General features: G+C 72.8%; 13 protein-coding genes. 5 read left to right on the top strand and 8 right to left on the bottom strand.

The features are described 5' to 3' along the window. Positions 1-2 precede the first annotated feature (2 nt). The 5 genes from ABT297_RS05170 to ABT297_RS05150 are packed head-to-tail and all read right to left on the bottom strand — an operon-like array spanning position 3 to position 5,319. Positions 3-1,349, bottom strand: a complete 1,347-nt coding sequence (locus ABT297_RS05170) for a DUF58 domain-containing protein (RefSeq protein ID WP_350544893.1) — start codon at positions 1,347-1,349, stop codon at positions 3-5. A gap of 22 nt (positions 1,350-1,371) precedes the next feature. Continuing rightward, positions 1,372-2,370, bottom strand: a complete 999-nt coding sequence (locus tag ABT297_RS05165) for an AAA family ATPase (protein WP_502885493.1) — start codon at positions 2,368-2,370, stop codon at positions 1,372-1,374. Continuing rightward, complete coding sequence (locus tag ABT297_RS05160; protein WP_350544891.1) at positions 2,367-3,896, bottom strand: DUF4350 domain-containing protein; 1,530 nt, start codon at positions 3,894-3,896, stop codon at positions 2,367-2,369. The genes ABT297_RS05165 and ABT297_RS05160 overlap by 4 nt, the downstream gene beginning before the upstream one ends. Further along, complete coding sequence (locus tag ABT297_RS05155) at positions 3,893-4,468, bottom strand: DUF4129 domain-containing protein (protein WP_350544888.1); 576 nt, start codon at positions 4,466-4,468, stop codon at positions 3,893-3,895. Before ABT297_RS05155 ends, ABT297_RS05160 begins: the two co-directional genes overlap by 4 nt. Then, entirely contained in the window at positions 4,465-5,319 is an 855-nt protein-coding gene (locus ABT297_RS05150) for a hypothetical protein (RefSeq protein ID WP_350544886.1), read from the bottom strand. The genes ABT297_RS05155 and ABT297_RS05150 overlap by 4 nt, the downstream gene beginning before the upstream one ends. Before the next feature lie 140 nt (positions 5,320-5,459). Here ABT297_RS05150 and mtrA point away from each other — a divergent pair, with 140 nt between their 5' ends. From mtrA to hpf, 5 genes are all read left to right on the top strand, one after another. After that, a complete protein-coding gene (mtrA, locus tag ABT297_RS05145) occupies positions 5,460-6,149 on the top strand; it encodes an MtrAB system response regulator MtrA (protein WP_190251405.1) in 690 nt (229 codons plus the stop codon). Between the two features lie 6 nt (positions 6,150-6,155). Beyond that, on the top strand, positions 6,156-7,823 hold the full coding sequence (mtrB, locus tag ABT297_RS05140; protein ID WP_350544882.1) for an MtrAB system histidine kinase MtrB: 1,668 nt from the start codon (positions 6,156-6,158) through the stop codon (positions 7,821-7,823). Positions 7,824-7,936: 113 nt separating this feature from the next. Next, positions 7,937-9,835 carry an LpqB family beta-propeller domain-containing protein gene (locus tag ABT297_RS05135; protein ID WP_350544879.1) on the top strand — a complete coding sequence of 633 codons (1,899 nt, stop codon included), beginning with the start codon at positions 7,937-7,939 and terminating at the stop codon, positions 9,833-9,835. A gap of 27 nt (positions 9,836-9,862) precedes the next feature. Then, positions 9,863-10,801, top strand: a complete 939-nt coding sequence (locus ABT297_RS05130; protein ID WP_350544876.1) for a ComF family protein — start codon at positions 9,863-9,865, stop codon at positions 10,799-10,801. A 533-nt stretch (positions 10,802-11,334) separates the two neighbouring features. Further along, positions 11,335-11,994, top strand: coding sequence for a ribosome hibernation-promoting factor, HPF/YfiA family (gene hpf, locus ABT297_RS05125; protein WP_350544874.1), 660 nt, complete (start codon positions 11,335-11,337; stop codon positions 11,992-11,994). Positions 11,995-12,102: 108 nt separating this feature from the next. Here hpf and ABT297_RS05120 read toward each other — a convergent pair whose 3' ends face one another. The 3 genes from ABT297_RS05120 to ABT297_RS05110 are packed head-to-tail and all read right to left on the bottom strand — an operon-like array spanning position 12,103 to position 15,493. Further along, positions 12,103-13,242 carry a glycerophosphodiester phosphodiesterase gene (locus ABT297_RS05120; RefSeq protein WP_350544871.1) on the bottom strand — a complete coding sequence of 380 codons (1,140 nt, stop codon included), beginning with the start codon at positions 13,240-13,242 and terminating at the stop codon, positions 12,103-12,105. Positions 13,243-13,283: 41 nt separating this feature from the next. After that, complete coding sequence (locus ABT297_RS05115; RefSeq protein WP_350544869.1) at positions 13,284-14,348, bottom strand: GNAT family N-acetyltransferase; 1,065 nt, start codon at positions 14,346-14,348, stop codon at positions 13,284-13,286. Beyond that, positions 14,345-15,493, bottom strand: coding sequence for a GNAT family N-acetyltransferase (locus tag ABT297_RS05110; RefSeq protein WP_350544866.1), 1,149 nt, complete (start codon positions 15,491-15,493; stop codon positions 14,345-14,347). The genes ABT297_RS05115 and ABT297_RS05110 overlap by 4 nt, the downstream gene beginning before the upstream one ends. Between the last annotated feature and the right edge of the window lie 67 nt (positions 15,494-15,560).

Below are 15,560 nucleotides of genomic sequence, written 5' to 3'. Positions count from 1 at the left end.
GCTCAGAGCCGCCCGGTGTGTTTCAGCGCGAGGTAGTGGTCGGTCAGGCGGGATGCGAACTCGTCCGCCGGCGCGTCGACGACCTCCACGCCGTGGTGGCGCAGCGCGGCGGCGACCCGGTCGCGCTCGGCGAGCGCGCGCTGGGCGGCCGCGGCGGCATACACCTCGGCGGGGCCCGCGCCGGGTCGCACGCGCGCCATCCGAGTCAGCTCCGGGTCGTGCACCGCGGCGACGACCACCTTGTGCCGGGCCGCGAGCTGCGGCAGGACCGGCAGCAGCCCCTCGCCGAGCGCACCGGGCTCCAGGGCGGTGAAGAGCACAACGAGCGCCCGCTTGCGCTCGCGGCGCAGGACCTCGCCCGCGACCAGCCCGAAGTCGGTCTCGACCAGGGCCGGCTCCAGCGGCGCCATCGCGGTGACCAGCCGGAAGAGCAGGGTGTGCTTCTCGACGTTGGTGACCGACGCGCGCACGGCCGTGTCGACGGCGAGCAGGTCGACCCGGTCGTCGGCGCGCGCCGCCACCGAGGCGAGCAGCAGCGCGGCGTCCATGGCCGCGTCGAGGCGGGGCACGTCGCCGATGCGGGCGGCCGAGGTGCGCCCCGTGTCCAGGACGCAGACGAGCCGCCGGTCACGCTCGGGGCGCCAGGTGCGCACCACGACGTCGGAGCGGCGGGCGCTGCCGCGCCAGTCGATCGACCGCACGTCGTCGCCGATGACGTATTCGCGCAACGTGTCGAACTCGGTGCCCTGGCCGCGGCCGCGGGTCACGACCGAGCCGTCGAGCACACGCAGGCGCGAGAGCTTCTCCGGCAGGAGCCGGCGGGAGTCGAACCGCGGGTACACCCGCAGCCGCCACGCCGGGGTGAGCCGGTCGGCGGTCGCCCGGCTCGTCTGCCGATACGTCAGCCGGAACGGTCCGTAGCTGCGCACCAGCACCCGCACGGCCGGCCGGTCGCCGCGCCGAGTCGGGGTGAGCGCGGTGGCGACGGCGACCGCGCGGCCCGGCTCGATCCGCACGTCCCGCATCGCTGGGGCGGCGCCGGCGGACGGCACCCAGGCGTCGCGGACGCGCCCGGTCAGCACCCGGTTGGACCGGTTCTGCAGCAGCAGCGTGACCTGCCCGGTCTCGCCGAGCCACAGCGACTGGTCGCCGCTGCGGCTCATGCGCAGCAGCTTCGGCGACGCGGCGCCGAGCAGATCCACGACGCACGCGGCGGCAACCACGGACACGATCGCCCCGGCCGCGATCCACAGCGCGGCGGCCGGCATGGCCGAGCCCGCGAGGGCGCCGACGAGCGCCAGGAGCACCGTCCCGGCCCCCAGCAGCGCCGCCGCCCGCCATGTGATCATGCGTCGTCCCTCGCGGCCGGGCTCATCGGGGGGTCGGGACGGCGGCCAGCACCGAGTCGAGCACGGCGTCGGTGGTCACGCCCTCCAGCTCCGCCTCGGCCCGCAGCCGCACCCGGTGGCGCAGCGCCGGGCGGGCCAGGGCCTTGACGTCGTCCGGGGTGACGTACTCGCGACCGGTGAGCCAAGCCCATGCCTTCGAGGCGGCCAGCAGCGCGGTGGCGCCGCGCGGCGACGCGCCCAGCTCCAGCGACGGCGACACGCGGGTCGCACGGCACAGATCGACGATGTACGCCAGCACGCCCTCGGCGACCGCGACCCGCTGCACCGCAGCGCGCCCGGCGGCCAGGTCGGCGGCGGTCGCGACCGGCTGCACCCCGGCCTCGCGCAGCCGGCGCGGGTCAAAGCCCTGGTGATGCGCGCGCAGCACGCCCAGCTCCTCGTCCCGGGTCGGCAGCGGCACGGTGAGCTTGAGCAGGAACCGGTCCAGCTGCGCCTCGGGCAGCGGATACGTGCCCTCGTACTCGATCGGGTTCTGCGTCGCGGCGACCAGGAACGGGTCGGGCAGCGGCCGCGCCTTGCCCTCGACCGACACCTGCCGCTCCTCCATGACCTCCAGCAGCGAGGCCTGGGTCTTCGGCGGCGTGCGGTTGACCTCGTCCGCGAGCAGCACGTTGGTGAAGACCGGCCCCTCCCGGAACTGGAACTCGGCGCTGCGGGCGTCGAAGATCAGCGATCCGGTGACGTCGCCGGGCATCAGGTCCGGGGTGAACTGGACGCGCTTGGTATCAAGATCGAGAGCCGCCGCGATGGTGCGGATCAGCAGCGTCTTGGCCACGCCGGGCACCCCCTCCAGCAGCACGTGGCCGCGCGCCAGCAGGGCGATGACCATGCCGGTCACGACGGCGTCCTGCCCGACGACGACCTTGGCCACCTCGGCGCGCAGGCGGCCGAGCGCGGCCCGGGCTCCTTCCGTGGCGGCCTCCGGCGAGCCTTCGATCAGTGGGGCGGCGATGTCGGTCACCGTGGCTCTCCTTCGGATGCTGCTTCGGATGCGGCTTTGGACGTGGCGCCCGGCGTGGGTGGTCGCGCCGTGGCGGCGCCGGCGTCGGACGCGGCACCCAGCGCGGATGGTTGCGCCGTTGCGGCGTCGACCAGTTGCTCCAGGTGGGCGGCCGCGGCGACCAGCTCGGCGTCGTTTGCGGGCGCCGGCCCGAACAGGACGTGCTCGACCGTCGCGGGCGGCCATCCGCTGCTCGCCGCGACCGCCTCGATCAGGGCCGGGGGCCGCACGTCCGGGTCGAGTCGCAGCCGGCGGACCAGCCGGGCCAGGGCGGCGTCGCGCAGCACCCGCAGTGCCTCCGGGCGAGCGCGGGCGCGCTGGTAGAGCCGTCCGCGCCCCGACGCGGTCTCGCTCGAGCGCACCACGACGGGCAGCGGCTCGACCACGGGACCGCCGAGCCGCCGAGCCCTCGCCACCGCGAGCAGGGCGACGCCGAGCACGAGCAGCGCGGCGGTGGGATACACCCACTTCGGGAACGCGACCCACAGCGGGTTGGGCGGGTCATCCGGGAGCGGCGCATCCCCCTGGTCGCCTCCGCCGGAGGCGGGATTCACCGGGCGCGGCCGCGTCTTGCCCTCCACCGGGAAGTCCGTGTCGCCCGGCTCGCCGGACTGGACGGGGCGCAGCGAGGGCGGCGCGCCCGGCGCGCCCTTGAGGCCGGGGTCGTCGGTGACCAGCGGCGGGGGCTCGCGCCGGTGCAGGTCGAGCCAGATCAGCCGCGGTGCGCCGGTGAGCAGTGCGGTGGCGAGCTCGGCGTTGCCGTGCTCGGCGATCCGGTCGTTGCGGAACGGGTCCGCGGAGCCGACGACGGCGACGGTCACGGCCTCCCGCCGGTACACCACCAGCGAGCCGTCATAGCAGCGCGTGACCTCCGCGCCGAGGCCGGGGTGGACCGGCCCGTAGCGCGTGTGCGCCACGGCGGCCCGCCCGGCCCGGGCGGCGGGCGCGTAGTCGCAGCCGGGCGCGGCGACCTTCGCGGAGTAGCCGCGCTGGGCGCCGCCGAACGGCAGCTGCCCGTCGATGATCGTCGAGGCCTCGGGCTCGACGACGACCACGCGCGTGGAGGCCGGCAGGAGCTTGAGCATGCGCAGGTAGTACTTGTGCATCAGCTGCGGGGTGGTGATCAGCAGCGTGGCGTCGCCGCTGTGCGCCGCGACCAGCGCCTCGGAGCTGTTGCGCTCCGGGATGATCGCGACCCCCGCCGCGCGCACCCGGCCCGCGAGGTCGGCGGCGCCGATCGCCGCGTGGCTGTCCGGCGACAGGTAGTCGGCGTCGGTGCGGTCGGGCTGTTCGAGCCGGTAAAGCATGGTGCCGAGCAGCAGGACGAGTATCGCGGCCGCCGGCGGGACGACGAGCCGCAGCCAGCGGCGGCCACGCGGTCGGCGCGGGGCCTTCGGGCGGAACACGCCCGGACCGTCCTGCCTGTCCGAGGCGCTCGTGGTGTTCGGCGCACCGTCGGCGGGGCTCGCCGTCGTCGCGGTCGTCATCGGGCCACCTCCCCGGACTCACCGGAGAGCTGCCGCATGCGCCGATCGTGCTCGGCGGTGGCGGGGCGTTCGGCATACCAGATGTCGGAGAAGATGCCCGTCGCGGCGCGCATCGGCGCCTCGAGGGCCGGCTCCGCCGCGCCCGCCGCCCGCGCCAGCTCGGTGACCGTCATGCCCGGCTGGTGCTCCAGGACGCGGCGCTCGATGAGGCCGCGCACCATCGCCCGCAGCCGCTCGCGCACGGCCTCGGCGTAGCGGCCCTCGGCGGCTAGACGGTCGGCCAGCGACGCGAACACGTGTGCCGGTAGTTCCGGCACCTCCTCGTCGTCGGACGGCGCCTCGGGCTCCGGCTCCTCCTCCGGCCCGAGGTCGACGTCGAGCTGCTCGTTCTGCCCCTTCGGGCCGCGCTGCCGGCCAAACCTCAGCCGGGGGAGGCGCCTGGGCACCCAGCGCGGGTAGAAGTAGTGCAGCACGCCGAAGAGCAACGCGGCCGCGACCAGGATGACGCCGGCCAGCGGCACACCGATGAGATCGTCGACGGCCTGCAGGAACTCCGCCCACGCCCTGGTCATCGCACGGCCGTCCCGAGGATCACGGAGCTGGCCAGGTCGATCGGGCGGCCGAGGCGGCGCAGGCGGCCGATCGCCACGTCGAGGCCCTCGACGCGCATCCGGGTCTCCAGGTAGAGGACCGCGTCGATGCAGGCGAGCGTGGCGTAGGCGACGGCGTCGACCAGCGCCCAGATCGCGATCATGGCGAGCGTGAAGGCCGTCTCGCCGTTGCGCACCCAGATCTGCAGCACCGCCGCGCCGCCGAGGCCGAGCGCGGTGCGGATGGCCACCCAGCTGACATATCCGCCCAGCCGGATGGCGGCGCCGCGCAGCCCCCGCCCCGCGAGCTTGAACGAGCGGCCCACCGCCCGCCATGGACCGACCCGGTCCACGACGAGCGCGGGCGCGGCGAGCCCGAGCAGGCCGAACACCAGCAGCCAGGGGAGCATCGCGACCAGCGAGGTGATGAGCAGCAGGGCGGCGGTCACGGCGGCGACGACGAGCAGCGCCGGGCCGCGGCGCAGCACCTGGCCGAGCAGGCCCCGGGCGCGGGCCGGCCGGCCGAGCAGCCCGGGCCCGGCCGCGGCGCCCGCGAGGCCGCCCAGCAGTGCGAGGATCGTGCCCTCGGTGGTCACCCCGATGCAGAAGACCAGCCAGGACTCGCCGATGTGCGACCGGCTGAGCCAGAAGAACGGCAGCTCCATGTGGCTCCAGGAGCGGAGCGGGAAGAGCAGGGCCTGCTCGCAGGCGGCCAGGACCAGCGCCGCGCCGAGCAGCAGCGGCGCCTGGGCGCGCAGCAGCGACACCGCGGCGTCCAGCAGCTCACCGAAGGTGAGTGGACGCATCGGTATCACGGCCCGGGTCTCCTCCACGCGGACACCGTAGTAGGCCGGGGCGAGCGCCGGGGGTCCCGATCACTCAGAGTGGCGAGATCGATACGATTGGGCGCGAAATATTCAAGATCGGTGGTGGGGTTCCCACGTGCGGGCGCCGAGGTGAAATATTGGACCGCATGAGAGCCCGTGTCCTGGTGGTCGACGACGACCCCGCCCTCGCCGAGATGCTCGGCATCGTCCTGCGCAGCGAGGGGTTTCTGCCGTCCTTCGTCGCGGACGGTGAGCGCGCTCTCGCCGCTTTCCGGGACACCCGCCCCGACATCGTCCTGCTCGACCTGATGCTGCCCGGCATGAGCGGGATCGACGTGTGCCGGTCCATCCGGGCCGAGTCGGGCGTGCCGATCGTGATGCTCACCGCCAAGAGCGACACGGTCGACGTGGTGCTGGGCCTGGAGTCGGGTGCCGATGACTACGTGATGAAGCCGTTCAAGCCCAAGGAGCTGGTCGCCCGGATGCGGGCCCGGCTGCGCCGCGGCGAGGACGTGGCACCGGAGCTGCTGACCATAGGGCCACCGGGCAACCAGATCACCATCGACGTGCCCGCGCACACCGTCATGCGCGACGGCGACGAGGTGAAGCTGACCCCGCTGGAGTTCGACCTGCTGGTCGCCCTGGCCCGCAAGCCGCGCCAGGTGTTCACCCGCGAGGTGTTGCTCGAGCAGGTCTGGGGCTATCGCCATGCGGCCGACACCCGGCTGGTCAACGTCCACGTGCAGCGGCTGCGCGCCAAGATCGAGCCAGACCCCGAGAAGCCCGAGATCATCCTCACGGTCCGCGGCGTCGGCTACAAGGCCGGGACCGGATAAGCCTTGATGTTGCGCATCGACCCGATCATCGTGCAAGCCCGCAGGCTGCGGCTCCGTCGGCTGGTGCCGCAGGCCGTGAGCCGGCGGGTGCGCCGGCTTTTGGCGGTCGTCCGCCGGCAGTGGCGCCGCTCGCTGCAGTTCCGGGTCGTCGGCATCACGCTGTTGCTGTCCGCCGCCCTGGTGCTGGCCTTCAGCTACACGGTGGCATCACTGATCAGCAACAGCGTCCTGCAGAACAAGATCGACCAGTCCAAGACCATGGTCGACCTCGGCGCCGAATACGCCACTCGTGAGCTGACGGGCTTCACGCAGGCTGACGACCCCAGCCTGCCGCCCGCGCTGCGCAACGTGGTCACCCAGCTGTACGGGTCGACGAACAACCAGCAGGCCCAGGTCATCATGCTGCGGCGCAGCGGCGGCCTGAGCGCCGTCTGGCCGCCGCGCAAGAGCGCACAGGTGATGAACGAGCCCCAGGTGAGCGCCATCCGCCCCCTGGTGGTCGGGGCCAGGCCCGGGACCTACAAGCAGATCGCGACGCTGGACATCGGTGATGGGCTGCAGAAGTACCTCGTGATGGGCACTCCGGTCGCGGTCGGCACCGAGCCGATCGAGCTGTACTACGTCATTCCCCTCAAGACCGAGGACGAGCTCGTCCGCTTCACCGGCGCGGTCGTCACCGGCACCGGCATCGCGCTCGTCGCGCTGCTCGCCCTGATCGCGGCCATGATGACCCGGCTGGTGGTGACGCCGGTGCGGGTGGCGGCCCGCACCGCGCAGCGGCTCTCGGCCGGCCTGCTCGACCAGCGCATGGTGGTCCGCGGCGAGGACGACCTGGCGCGGCTCGCCGCCGCGTTCAACCAGATGGCCGCCAACCTGCAGCGCCAGATCGTGCGGCTGGAGGAGATGTCGCGCCTGCAACGGCGCTTCACCTCCGACGTCTCGCACGAGCTGCGCACCCCGCTGACGACCGTGCGGATGGCCGCCGACCTGCTGTTCGCCTCCCGCGACGAGTTCGACCCCGCGGCCGCGCGCAGCGCCGAGCTGCTGCAGGCCGAGCTCGACCGGTTCGAGAGCCTGCTGACCGACCTGCTGGAGATCAGCCGGTTCGACGCCGGGTTCGCCGCGCTCGACGCCGAGCCCACCGACCTGGTCGCGGTGGTGCGCCGGGTGACCGACCAGCTCGCCGCGCTCGCCGAGCGTTGCAAGGTCGAGCTGAAGGCCGTCGTGCCGGACACCGAGATCATCGCCGAGGTCGATCCCCGCCGGGTGGAGCGGGTCCTGCGTAACCTGGTCGGCAACGCCGTCGAGCACGGCGAGGGCCGGCCGGTGATCGTCACGCTGGCCGCCGACGCCTCGGCCGCCGCCGTCACGGTCCGCGACCACGGCGTCGGCCTCAAGCCGGGAGAGGAGAAGCTGGTGTTCAACCGGTTCTGGCGTGCCGACCCGTCACGCGCCCGGCAGACCGGCGGCACCGGCCTCGGCCTGTCGATCAGTCTGGAGGACGCCCGCCTGCACGGCGGCTGGCTGGAGGCGTGGGGCGCGCCGGGCAAGGGCGCTCAGTTCCGCCTGACGCTGCCGACCCGCAGCGGGGATCGGCTCGTCTCCTCGCCCCTGCGGCTGGTGCCCGACGACGCCCGCGCCGACGAGACCGCCCTGATCGGCGAGGCCCCGTGATGCACCCGGACCGCCCGTCCCCGGCCCGTTCGGCCGGACGGGCCTGGCCGCGTGCCTCGACGCCGTCCGGCGGGGCCGGCCTTCCGCCGTGGCCCGCGGGCGCGCGCCGTCGGGTGGCGGGCTGGACCGCGCTCGCCGCGGTGCTGAGCCTGGCGCTCGGGCTCACCGGATGTGGGCTGCCCTCACGCACCGATCCGAGATACGTCGGGCCGCCGATGAGCGCCGCCACGACTCAGATCGAGGCCTGGGCGCCGCCGGGGCCGGGCGATGCGACTACCGCATCCAAGCTGATCTCCCACTTCCTGCAGGCGTCGGTCGGCGGCAACATGGGCAGCGACGGTGAGCAGAAGACCGCGAACAACGACACGCGGGACCGGCTGCGGCAGTTCATGACGGACGATCTGGGCCCACGGTGGAACCCTGTGCCGGGGCTCACGATCGTGAAGGATCCGGAGATCCAGGAGATCGCGGACGGCCCTGGGCAGTTCAAGATCGAGGTCACGCTGCAGCCGATCGGCAAGCTCACCGATAGCGGCGAGTTCCAGATCAACACGCAGACGCCCGACCCGATCAAGATCTCGTACACGGCGAGGACCGTCGCGGGCGGCCAACTACGGCTCAGCGGCTATGTGCCCGACCAGCTGTATCTCACCGTGAGCGGCCTGAAGAGCGGGTACGACTGGCAGCCGATCTACTTCTGGGAGAGCGGGGCGGGCCAAGGGAAACTGGTGCCGGACCTGCGGTACATGCCGCGGACGCTGTTGCAGACCAAGCGGGCCGGCCAGGTGCTGGACTGGCTCAGGCAGGGGCCCAGCCAATGGCTGCAGAGCGTCGCGGCGCTCTTGCCGGAGGCCATCGAGTTCAAGGGCACGCCCGTGATCGAGAACGGCGTCGTGAAGGTCAACCTCGGTGCCAAGGCGACCAAGATCGCTGCCGGGGGGCAGGAGCTCACCCGGCTGGCACGGCAGATCCGTTGGTCGCTCGCGACCGGGCCGGATCACCCCGCGGTGCGGCTGACGATCGAGAACCAGAGCGACGACGCCTCCTCGGACAACTGGCTGGAGGACAACGTCGCCACCAGGCTGCCCATCTCCGCTCCCGACAAGTACTACGTCTCGGGCGGCACCGTCCGGGCCGCCGGCTCGGACGCCGGGCCGGCTCTGTTCGCCCCCGGCGGCCTCAACACCCAGGTCGTCTCCGCGGCGATCAACCGCGAGGGTTCGAGGGCCGCCCTCGTGCGCCAGGTCAGCAAGACCCAGCAGCAGCTGTTCGTCAGCTCGGACGAGCAGGGCCCGCCGAAGTACGAGCCCACCGACGTGTCCGCCGGGCAGCTGAGCCGGCCCGCCTGGATGAACTATCCGGAGCGGCGCCTGCTGATCTCCGACGGCACGCGACTGTGGGTCAGCACCGATGCCAGCGCGCGCAAGTTCGACCGAGTCGAGCCGAGCAATGCGCTGCAGATCGGGCCGATCACCGCCTTCGCGGTCGCGCCCGAGGGGCACCGCATCGCGCTCATCGCGAATTCGAATGGTACGAGTGGTGCGCTCATCGTGGCGGCGCTGCAGCTCGTGAACGGCAAGCTGACCATCGGCTCGCCCCAGCAGATCTACACCTCCCTCGGCGACAATCAGGGCGTCGGCTGGCTCACCGAGACGACGCTCGTGGTCGGCGGCGCACCGAGCCCAGCGCCCCCCGCCGGCGTGCCGCCCTACTCGCTGGTCGCGATCACGGTCGACGGCGCGGAGGAGGACGTGCTGCCGGCCGGTGCGACCAGGCCGCCCTCGCAGACGGACGTGAGCAAGGTCGTCGTGCGGACGAACAACCCGCGGGACTCACTGTCGTTCGCGTGGCCGCGGATGCCGGTGACGGCCATGGTCGAGTCCAATGGGGTGGCTCGCGAGGTCTACCGGGACTCCTTCGGGGCGTTGAGTCTCGGCGAGTCGACGCCGACCACGCCGCCATCGGGCGAGCCGCCGGCCAACCCGACCGCCCCGTTCTATCCGGACTACTGACGCCTCGACCCCCATGCTGGAGCCGCCATGTCGTTCTCCGAGCTCGTCGACGGCCTGATCGACCTCGTGCTGCCCGCGACCTGCGCGGGCTGCGACGAGCCGTCCGCTCGGGTGCTCTGCGGGCCGTGCCGGGACGCGTTCGAGGCGGCGATCCCGCAGCGGACCCGGCCCGATCCGGAGCCGGCCGGGCTGCCGCCGACGTTCGCGCTGGCGGTGTATGCGGGGTCGCTGCGGCGGGCGGTCGTGCAGTACAAGGAGGAGAACCGGCACGAGCTGACCTCGGCGCTCGGCGGTCTGCTGGCCCGGGTGGTGCTGCGCTCACTGCCCGGCTCAATCTCCGGCACAGGTTGCGGCCCGATGCTCGGCCCGGGGCGCGGGCCGATGGCCGCCCCGAATGTCGGCCCGGCGCGTGGTCCGACGCTCGGCCGGATGGTCGGTCCGCCGCGTGGCCGGACGGTTGGCCCGGACGTCGGCCCGGTGGCCGGCCCCGTGGCCGGTCCGGTCGTCGACCTGGCGGCGAGCCCGGTCGTGCTGGTGCCCGTCCCGGCGACCGCGGCGGCGGCCCGGCGGCGGCACGGCGATCACATGTTGCGGCTGGCGAGGGCAGCGGCCCGGTCCCTGCCCGGCGTGTCGATCGCCCGTCCCCTGCGCGCGCTGCCGAAGGCGGAAGACTCCGCGGAGCTCTCGGCCGCACAGCGGGCGCTGGCGGCGCGGCACGCCTTCGCGATCCGCCGCGAGCACGCCGCTGACCTTCGGACCCGGCTCGCCCGCACCGGCGCCATGGTCGTGCTGGTCGACGACATCGTCACCACCGGCGTCACCCTCGCGGCCGCGGCCGGGCGGCTCGCGGAGGCGGGCATCCGGGTCGACCGGACGGCCGTGCTGGCCGCCACGCAGCGCCGTGGCGTATCCACCTCACCGCGCCATGTGCGGACCGCCCCGCAGCGCCGCGGCAAAACCGTGTAGCGGCACCGGGGGATCGCCTCGCAGCGACGTGGCGAAACGACGGTGCTGAGGGGCGGCGCCGTGGCGGGGTTGGTCTCCCGCGTCCAGGACGGCCTTTCCGGGGCGGGGGTTTCGGTGCCGTAGGGCCGGGAACACCGGACGCGGTGGGTTCCGTCGAGGAATCGCCACAGCGGGTGAGGGCACTACGCAACGTCAGCGGTAGAACACGCGATATACGCCATATGTACTCAAAGTAACTTCAAGCGCAGTCTGGGGTAATCCCCCGGAAGGGTTTCGGAACGGGAACCGATCATTCTTCTGAACCAGGGGTGACTAGCGGCTGTCCTCGGTTTAACGTCGAGAGACGACCAATGCTCGTCAGGGCGGCGCTCCCGGGCCGACCGCGGCGAGCCGGCCGCGAAGGGAGGACCTGACACCCGCTGTTCGGTCGCGTGCCGCGTGGGCTCAGCCTCAAGGGGAGGCGCGTCCCGGCCGAGTCTCAAAACCGAAACCCGAACCCGTTTTTCTGGAAGAACCCGTGGGGGAGGTCAGGAGTGGACATCGTCGTCAAGGGCCGCAACGTCGAGGTGCCCGACCACTACCGGCAGCATGTAGCCGACAAGCTGCAGAAGGTCGAGCGATACGACCACAAGCTCATCCGCGTCGACGTCGAGCTGTTTCACGAGCGCAATCCGCGCCAATCCGATCACTGTCAGCGTGTCGAGATCACGTGCTACTCACGTGGTCCGGTGATCCGGGCGGAAGCCTGCGCCGCCGACTTCTACAGCGCCTTGGACAACGCGATCAGCAAGCTCGACAGCCGGCTCAGCCGCGCCGCCGATCGCAGACGGGTCCATCGGGGCCGGCGTGCGCCGGTCTCCGTCGCCGCGGCGACCGCGTCGCTCGCATTCACGCCACCCGAGCGGTTTACCGCCGCAGCACCCGCAACGCGGTCCAACACCACGCAGGCCGAGCCCGCCGGGCACACCGGCGGTGAGCGTTTCGACCTGATCGAGGAGGGCGACGACCAGCCCTGGCACATCGTGCGGGAGAAGGAGCACCCCGGCGAGCCGATGACCGTGGACGACGCGCTGTTCCACATGGAGTTGCTCGGCCATGACTTCTTTCTGTTCAATGACAAGGAGTCCGGGCGGCCGAGCGTGGTCTACCGCCGTAGGGCGTATGACTACGGCGTCATGAGCCTGGGTATGTAGCTGCCGACGCGACGGGGTGGGCCCGGTGCCGGGGCCCACCCCGCGCCAGAATCCGGATGCGACCGCGCGCCGCCCGCACGGAGGTGTCGCGCAGGTCGGCACGCGGGTTCAGCGGCCCTTGGGCCGCAGGAACAGATCCCGGGCCAGCACCGCGGTGTCCGCATAGTCGGCGAAGAGGCCATCCAGGCCGGCCGTGAGGAAGGTCCGGACCTCCTCGAGGATGTTGCCCCACGCGTTGGGGTCGCTGCCCGTGCGCAGGTTGAGCGGCAGGAACTGGTTCTCGTTGCGGAACGTCCACGCGTGGACCTTCAGGCCGCGGGCGTGGGCGTCGCGGATCAGCGGCGTCGGCTGCAGCAGGTTGCCGGCAGCGTCGCGCGCGATGACCAGGTTCTTCGTCGCGCCGACGCCGTCGGTGAAGGCCTTGAGGTAGTCCAGGCCGGCCGAGGTGGTGAGGTCGGCCCAGGTGCGCGGGTCGCCGCTGGTCTTGAAGTCGAACGGCTGGCCCGCGGCGTCCAGCAGGACCACCGACGGCGTGTCGACCAGGCCGCGCAGCTTCTTGATGCTGGTCGGCTCGAACGACTGCAGGAACACCGCCGCGTTGCGCCCGGCCAGGCCGTTGCGCTTGAGCACCCGCGCGAGCAGCGGCTCCAGCTCCAGGCCGATCGAGCGGAAGTACGTGGGGTGCTTGGTCTCGGGGTACACGCCGATCGTGCGGCCGACCCGACGGCTCTGCTCGCGGGCGAGGTCGATGACCTCCTGGAGGGTCGGGATCTCGAACAGGCCGTTGTAGATCGTGTTGTGCGGCCGCACGGCGGGCAGCCGCTCGACGGCGCGCAGCGTCTTGAGCTCGGCGAGCGTGAAGTCCTCGGTGAACCAGCCGGTGACCGTGAACCCGTCGATGGTTTTGGTGGTCTTGCGGGAGGCGAACTGCGGCTTCGTCGAGACGTCGGTGGTGCCGCCGATCTCGTTCTCGTGCCGGGCGACGAGCTGGCCGTCCTTGGTCGGCACCAGGTCGGGCTCGATGAAGTCGGCGCCGAGCTCGATCGCGAGGGTGTACGAGGCGAGCGTGTGCTCGGGGCGGTGACCGCTGGCGCCACGGTGGCCGATCACCAGCGGGCGAGCCGGGCGGTGGCGGTCACGGTCGTTGTCGCTGTCGTTGGCGTAGGCGGCGGGGCTGACGAGGGCTGCGGGCAGGACGGCCGCACTCGCGGCCACGCCCATGCCGGAAATCACTGCACGACGACGCATGGGCCATACGTAAGATGGCCCATCGCAACGTCACGTGACGCTCAGGTGGCCGCCGGGCGCAGTTTGGCGAACGCAACGTTGTCGATGCGCGTGCCCTCCGGACCCGGCAGCCGCTCCAACTGGACAGACTCCCGTGAGTAGCCGGCCGCCTCCAGCACGCGCTGGGAGGCGACGTTGTCGACGGCCGTGCCGGCGATCATCCGGTTCATGCCGATCTCGAAGCCCCAGCCGGTCACCAGCCGGGCGGCCCGGGTGGCGTAGCCGTGCCCGCGTGCCGCCGGCGTGAGGCTGTACCCGATCATGGCCTCCCGCAGCGCCGGCTCGGCGTAGTAGAGCGCGATCTCGCCGAGGTAGGCGTCGTCGCCGGCCCGCCGGATCGTCATCTCCGCCCGCTGCCCGGCCAGCCACTTCGCGCCGGACTCGGCACATTGGCGCGTGACGGCCGCCGGGTCCATGGGCGTGCCCACGACGGAGCTGCCGCTGACCTCGGGGAGGCTCCGCATGTCGTACGTCACGAGGCCGTCATCCTCGGTCAACGGCCGGAGGACCACGACCCCGTCGGTGAGCCGGCCGCCCGGCAGGTCGGGCAGCGGCCGGGGGCTCGGGCCGGGCGGGTCGTCCGCCAGCCGTGCCCACACCACCGTGTCGAACCGGCTCCCGTCCCGGTTTCGCGATGCGCCGCGCGCGATGCCCTCGCGGACGAACCCGGCCGCGATCGCCACCCGCTGAGCGGCGATGTTGGGCAGCGCCGTCTGGAGCCGCAACCGCCGGAGATCGCTTTGGAACAACCGCGCGCTGAGCAGCTCCACCGCCGTCGTGGCCACCCGCCGGCCGCGGGCCGCCGGCATGACCCAGTAGCCGATCTCGGCGCCGCCGTCGCGATCCGGCGTGCTGCCGATCGCGCCGAGGACCTCGTCGGTGTGCCCGTCGACGACCGCGTGCGCGGTGTCGCCGTTGCCGATGTACGAGAGCGCGTCCGAGCGGGTGTAGGGATCCGGGAGCAGCGGGAGGTACCGCCGCGTCAACGGGTCGTTGCAGGCCTCGACGACGGCGTCGGCGTCGGCCATACGCCACCGGCGCAGGACCACGTTCGCCGCAGGGTTCACCGCAGGTCACCCGGCAGCAGCGTGGCGCCCCAGCCGTCGAGCCGCTCGCCGCGCTGCACGCAGCTCTCGCGCTGCACGCCTTCCACCACGAAACCCACCTTCTCAGCCACCCGGCGGGACGCCTCATTGCCCACGTGGGCGCGCCACACGATTCGGCCCAGCGCGAGGTGCTCGAAGCCGTAGGCGCACGCCGCGCGGACCGCCTCCGTGGTGTAGCCCTTCCCGCGCGCCCAGGGCGCCGCGGAGTACCCGACCTCCGCGGTGACCGGATCAGTCGGGCTGATGCGCAGGTCGACGGTGCCTGCGAACCGGTCGTCGCCGTCGGTGAACGCGAAGCCGGCGCCGACGCCGCGCAGCCACATGGCCGGAAACGCGAGGCGGATGAAGTCCAGGCCCTGCGCCGGCCGGTAGGCCAGCGGGATCGAGGTCCACTCCACCGTGGCGGGGTCACGGAAGGTGGTCACGAGGTCGTCGAGGTCGCTCACGCGCAGGGCGCGCAGCGTGCAGGGACCGGCCGGAAGGCGCTCCGGCGGATGACCGAACGCCCGGGCGCGCTGCGCGCCCGGGGCGCCCGGCGCGACCCAGACCGGCGGGGTGTCGCTGACCTCGCCGGGCAGCAGGACGCCGTGCCAGCAGTCCACGAATCCGCCGGACCTCGCGGGCAGGCCGGCGCGGATCACCCCGTCGAACGCGAAGCCGATGCGCTCGGCGCTCAGCCGGGACGAGTGGTTGCCGACCTCGGCCCGCCAGATCAGCCGGCGCAGCCCGAGCACCTCGAAGGCCCAGTGCGCCACCGCCCGCCCGGCCCGCTCGGCGACCCGCCGGCCCCGGGCCCATGGCGCCACCCAGGTGCCGAGCTCCGCGTTACGGTTGGGCAGATCGAGAGTGACCAGCCCGGCCGAGGCGAGCAGTTCACCCGTGCGGGCGTCGAAGACCCCCAGCGGCGCGGCCGTCTGGGCGGCCCATGCCGCGCGGGTGATCACACCGGTGTAATCCTCGGCGTGTTCGCGCAGGTAGGGGACGGGGACCATGGTCCAGCGCTGGATCAGCGGGTCCTGGCAGGCGCGGAACACGTCCTCGGCGTCGTCCGGCTGCCATGCGCGCAGAACAAGACCATCGCCGGTGGCGAGTTCGATCGGCTCCATGAACGCCGATCCTGCCGCAAAGGTCCGCGTCAGGAGGCGTCAGGAGACGGATATTTCCGCGGTACGC

This window comes from Dactylosporangium sp. NPDC000555, from assembly GCF_040300025.1.
In the GTDB taxonomy this organism is placed as follows: domain Bacteria; phylum Actinomycetota; class Actinomycetes; order Mycobacteriales; family Micromonosporaceae; genus Dactylosporangium.
Note: the sequence above shows the minus strand (reverse complement) of the source record. Positions and strands in the feature narration are given on the sequence as shown.